Below are 6,239 nucleotides of genomic sequence, written 5' to 3' on the forward strand. Positions count from 1 at the left end.
TGCTCCGCTTAATGCAAAGGCATCCGCATCAATACATACACTTATTGGATCTGGACAACTCATCTCTGGTAGTGGATTTATAGTGATTGTTACAGTAGTATCATCTGGTTGACATTCTGAATCCTCTCCTTCTGGACCAACAGTATAAGTATATATATAATCATCAGGCTGTGCCGCTAGTAGATTCACAGGACTTTCTACATTCTCACCGTCAATAGACCATTGACCTCCTGGATCAGCCCCTGTTAAAAGTAAATCTAAATCAATACTACTTAAATCACTATCATTTTCACAATATTCAGCTTCTGTACCCGTTCCTGCTTCAAACCCTTCAGAAATTATTATCGTATCAGAGACTGTACACCCTTCAACATTATTTCCGCCAAAGCCAATAATTATTGTAGCATCTACCCTATAAGTTCCTGGCAATGTTGCTGGATACGTTCTATAGCTATCTCCTGTTCCTGAATTTGCGTCGTCCTTAACTCCATCCTTATACCATTCATATTTATAGGTTGCCATAGATGGCATTACTGTAGCCTCAATGTTAGCAGGTAATTCTGATTCACAAAAATCAGCAGGTAATTCTACTGAAGTGGCAGGGAAATTACCTAAGGGAATAGGCCCTAAAAAGTCTTTTAATGTGGCTGTAAATGAATCTGATGATCTTGTTTTTATTAAACCGTAACCCAAAGCATCTCCACAGGTACCAGCACGACGTCTGGCATCCAATCCAAAATCGGTTGCATTCATAGCGAATTCAACTAGCTGTAATTGCTCATAAAAATCGGATAAATTCCCATTAGTATCCACTGTTTGCCAAAATGGACCAGAAGTATTTGCTTCATTTATTTGAAAATAAATTGTTTCTGGGTTTTTCATTTTTATTTCAGCATAACCATAAGTATTCCCTGTAACATGGTCTTCAACTAAACTTCCATTATTATTAAATAGAAATTCATAAGGTAGCTCAGCAAATGTATTTATAGTTTGGTATTCTGAAGGAGGTAAAGTTATATCTACCCATAAAAATATTTTAATTTCAACATTAACACCTCCGTTATTGTAATTGGCACTAATAATAAAATCACCATAAGTATCTACATCAAAGTCTTGTGCATCATCATAAACCCAAGCCGTACGGCCATCATTAGGTCCGGATGATAAGAAAGTACCTTGCACGTCTACCGCTGGATCTTCGCTATCTATACCAATAAAATTTCTAAAATATTCAAAATCCAAAAAACTTGTTCCATCTGTAGATCGTGTTGAAGCACCAAAAAAGGCCCATAAATCACCATCGGCTAAATTCTCTGTTCTTAAATGCACGAAACCATCAACAATATCATTCTTTTGGGGACCATTACCAGATTTCCAGTCCCAATCAGTATTAGGATTAAAGAAACTTTTATTGTTACCATCAAAAATGGTGTAATCAATTCCTGTAGCCCATTGATAATCTCTGGCGTAAGCAGCATCAATCCATAATCTACCATCTACTTCTCTAAAAACGCCACCACTTTGACCTAAAATGGTAGAGGCTTGAATATCACCTACCAAAACTCCTGATCCTGTCGGATCTATAACTCCTACTCCAGACCCAGGATCACTTTCATCTGGAAAATAATCGAACCAATCATCGGTATTTGCTGGTGATGGCCACATTGGATCTGTATAGGTAGTTATGTCAGATATTACATCACCATCCGTTCCAAAATTAACTAGAACGGTTCCGTTTTCAATATTAATCTGCGAATTAGCCTTGTTTGTTAAAAATGCGGAGAAGAGCAAAAATAAACAGAGTATTGTTAATTTCTTGTAATGCATACTGGCCATGCCAATATTTTTCTTTGTAGTAAAATTGTACATAAACATAACATTTAAATTAAGTTAATAAATGAGTTTACATAACAATAAATAAGGGTAATAGACGTGGTGCTAGTTTGTTAGCATAACATATAAATTAAATAAAGAGAGACTGGTGCAGTTACTATATTACTTAACACAACATACAATAGGACAGCTGATTTGAGCGCAACTTTTAAAAGCCACAACATAATTTGATGTTATATATTCAAAAGAAGATAATAAAAGGGCATTTAATAAACTGCTATTAACCAAATGCTATTTTTAAAGAGGAATTGTTTCTAGTAAAGAAACGATGTATAAATATAATGAATTATTGACGAACTATCAATTTATAACGTATTGAATATCAATATATAATTTGTTTGCTATCATTTTTTCGATAAAAAATTAAACATGTAAGTTTTATTGCACAAATTTATTTTATTAAAACCTTTTTTCTTACCGTTCCATGAACTGTATCTATACTTAATAAATAAATACCGCTAGTTAAATGACTAACATTAATTTCGGTTGTACGATTCCAGTTTTTTAGAGATTGGTTAAAAACAACACTTCCTTGAATATTATGCATTGTAATTTGATGTACATTCAGGTTTTCATTATTTTGAATGAATAACGTACTCTCTACAGGGTTTGGGTAAATATTGAATTGACTACTAAGCTCAAATTCATCGTTTGATAACGTTGAGCAAGACGCAGAAACCATGCTAAGTTCACCGCAAATTTCACTACTTGTGCTTCTACTCTGTACATCCTGACCACCTTCTAAATCGACGGCGGTTAATGACCTTAAATATTTCCCAGTAGATAAACTGTAATTCATTATATAATTCGAATTTACAACATGTCCCAATTGATGACCATGACCTAACTCGTGTACTGTAACACTTTCGAAATCTATCTGATTACTTTCAGGAGGACTCGTGCTGTAATTCCAATTTATTGATCTATTAAAAACGATATCCAATTCAACAACGTACCAAACAATTTTAGAACCTTCGGCACAACCGGCATATCTGGAATAGCATTGTCCTAAAACTGTACCGCCTAAATCATCACTAAAAATTATGGAATTTACATTATCATATGAATTATATTTTGTTACCGAAGTTAATTCAGCGGAAATATCCCAGTTTATTCCCGTTCCACATTTCCATGTATTTAATGCTCGCGTAAAAGCTTGGTTCGCATCAGATTCGTAAAACTCCTGATTCATTTGCCAAGTATATCCCCCATTGCCATTTTTGTCGACATGCTGTGTTTGATAAGAGTTTCCATTATAGTCCAGATTTATCTCAGCATAATCCACAATTAATTTTTCGGAAGATGTTACCGTGCCATTATCCATCGTATTAACTTTTACATATCCCGTGCCTGCTGTATCTGGAATTTCTACTTCAATTTTTGTGTCTGTCCAACTTAAAATTTCAGAACTTAAGGCTTCAGAATAAAAGTAACCTCCAAAATCAGCATCACTAAATGATACAGAGCCTTTTGTATCTCCAAAACCAGTTCCATTTATTGTTAAAATACTTTTGGTACCGGCAGAGTAACTTTTCCCATTAAACGAAGACATGGTTGCAGTAGTATTTGTAACCAAATTGTTTTGTATTACTTTTCCGCTTAATGTACTATTCAAATTAAGGTTGTTGTTTTTTATTATTACGGCACTTTTTTGAGTTTGATTTTCAAGACTTTTGTAAAAATTGTTTGGTATATCTTCGAATATTTCAGTGCCATTGCTTGCTATATTTTTTCTAATATTATATTTATAGAATCCTTGGCTTTCAAATTTTGAAGTAAATAATTTACTTGCAGATCCAATACTGATATTTTTTGAATTTATAATTTCATCTAAAATAAATACCCCCGCATCACCTTCGTTTAACTGAAGGCTATGTGAAACAATTATAGCATCGTACCCAACAATACCACCTTTTGTTATTAATTCAATGGTTTCAACTTCCTCCCCTTTAAAGACTTTGTAAACCTCAATAATTTGTTTGGTATATATAAATTGATGCGCCTCATCCCAAAAGGAAGATTTTGAAATTACTTTTCCTTCTACAATTTGATTGGACTGAGAAACCTGATCTGATAATTTCACTTTTAAAAGGGATTCATGCTGTGCATGAATTAAAACGTTAAAAACTAGAATAATAAGTGTTGTTAGTTTTTTACTGGTATTGGTTAAGAATTTCATGATTTGGGCATTTTTGGGTCTGGTAAAAATACTAATAATTTGCTTTTCGTCGGGTTTTTTAACAATTTTATCGATGAAATACTGCTTTATTATAATTTTCTGTCAGTTAATATGGGTTAATTTTTGTAATATTCAGCGTTTACGTTCAAGTTGAAAATTTTACATTATAAATAATCGTTTACAAACTCTTTTAAAAATCCTACAAAACACTTTGTATCAAAAACTTAAACATAAAGTCGGCAAATGTATAGATTAATTTAATTTAGAAAAGCTTTTTATAAATTTTAACAAATCTTTTAACGGTAATTTTTATCGATGAAAAGTAAACGTAAGAAGAGTAATATCAGATTTAAAATGAGCAGGATTTTACGGTCTAAATAAAGGTGAAGTATTTTACTTTAAAATTTTACATAACAAAAAAAGAGCAGCCTAAGCTGCTCTTCTTCATTTAATTAAATTCCTACTATTAATTAGAACTTACTATCTGCTTGGTAATAACCTCTTTATTTGTAGTTAGTTTAACCAAGAACATTTGAGTACCAAAGCTAGATAAATTGAGTTTATACTCTTTATCTTTTCCTAATGAATAATCAGTGTCCTTTATTAATTTAAGTAAAGAACCTTTCATATCATAAATTTCAATGGTAACATCGGTGTCATAACTAAATGAATATTTAAACGTAACCTCTTCCTCAAAAGGAACGGGGTAAGCTTTAAATTCACTCGATTCGCTTGTAGAACTTGCGGCGATTTTTGCATTATCACAATTAGTAACGCCACTTCCATTCATAGATTCCGTTCCTCCGCTATTGTATCCTTCTGAACATTTGCAAACTTCTTCGCAAACAACACCATGAATAATAACATATAAATCAGAACCAGGTAAGTCATCAATTTCAATGGTCAATTCATTTACATAGTCGTAAGAACCACCTGGATTAAAATTGTATTGCCCAGGAGCAACAGTATATTTAGCGTTTTTCATTGGATATAAATCACAACCTACATAAACATGTGCTTCGTTCATACCATATCCTTCAAACAAATTATATGAAATAGTCATATTTGAACCGTTGTAATTTACTGTAGCAGTACCTACATGTGCGCCTTTACTTATATCACAATGTGCAGCTCCGGCGTAAAGATTCATAATATAATCTGTGTCGCTTGGAGAAACAAGATTTGTCCAACCCCAACGGTTAAAATCACCTCCGTCATTTCCTATATTGTCATCTAAGAAACATAGAGCGTCGTCACCGTTACGAGCAAACATGGTTTCACAATTATCATATTTATCGAATTCACGGGTGATTGTGATTGTTTCTGTAACATAGTTTCCACAAACATCTTCTGGTGTAGTGAATACATAATCTGCTAATTCTGCACAACCATCGTCACTATATCTCATATTTGTAGGACCTACGTTTAATTCGCCAGGCACACAACCTGTATACGTAGCCATTAAACTTTCAGGGAATGCCACATTACAAATCATTGTTTCTACTTGTGGTAGTGTTAAAACTATTTCCGGAGTTGGTGCTATAGTATAAGTAGCTGATGCTTCAATTGGCTCAATACAAGTATCTGTAATGGTCCAGGTTACTGTGATTTCATCACCACAGGCATTAGCTGTACGCTCTCCTAAATCACTTGATAACATAGGCTCACATCCACCTCCTAAATTCAAGGCTGTTTCCTGATCTTCAACCCATTGTGCAAAGTCACCATCGGTATAATCACAAGCACTTACTGTAGCGTCTTGTGGTAAAATATCGTATGTAATTGCTGGTGGAGCGGTTATTGTGTACGTTGCCGATGCTTCAATTGGCTCAATACAAGTATCTGTAATGGTCCAGGTCACTGTGATTTCATCACCACAGGCATTAGCTGTACGCTCTCCTAAATCACTTGATAACATAGGCTCACATCCACCTCCTAAATTCAAGGCTGTTTCCTGATCTTCAACCCATTGTGCAAAGTCACCATCGGTATAATCACAAGCACTGACTGTAGCGTCTTGTGGTAAAATATCGTATGTAATTGCTGGCGGAGCGGTTATAGTATAAGTAGCTGATGCCATTATTGGATCGATACAAGTATCTGTAATGGTCCAGGTCACTGTGATTTCATCACCACAGGCATTAGCTGTACGCTCTCCTAAATCACT

General features: G+C 34.1%; 3 protein-coding genes. All 3 read right to left on the reverse strand.

Translation table 11 applies throughout. The features are described from left to right. A partial coding sequence (locus ICJ83_RS16940) for a hypothetical protein (RefSeq protein WP_223154641.1) occupies positions 1–1,869 on the reverse strand: 1,869 nt, incomplete at its 3' end. Positions 1,870–2,284: 415 nt separating this feature from the next. Continuing rightward, the gene (locus ICJ83_RS07690) at positions 2,285–4,072 is read right to left on the reverse strand and encodes a T9SS type A sorting domain-containing protein (RefSeq protein WP_188229792.1); all 1,788 of its coding nucleotides are present in this window, start codon (positions 4,070–4,072) and stop codon (positions 2,285–2,287) included. Between the two features lie 466 nt (positions 4,073–4,538). Continuing rightward, on the reverse strand, positions 4,539–6,239 hold a 1,701-nt coding region (locus ICJ83_RS07695; RefSeq protein WP_188229793.1), incomplete at its 5' end, for a T9SS type A sorting domain-containing protein.

The organism is Aestuariibaculum sediminum, from assembly GCF_014596945.1.
Classification (GTDB): Bacteria; Bacteroidota; Bacteroidia; order Flavobacteriales; family Flavobacteriaceae; genus Aestuariibaculum; species Aestuariibaculum sediminum.

Excerpts from the sequence above, each read along its gene's own strand:
- ICJ83_RS07690 (WP_188229792.1), bottom strand. The coding sequence starts at position 4,072 with ATGAAATTCTTAACCAATACCAGTAAAAAACTAACAACACTTATTATT.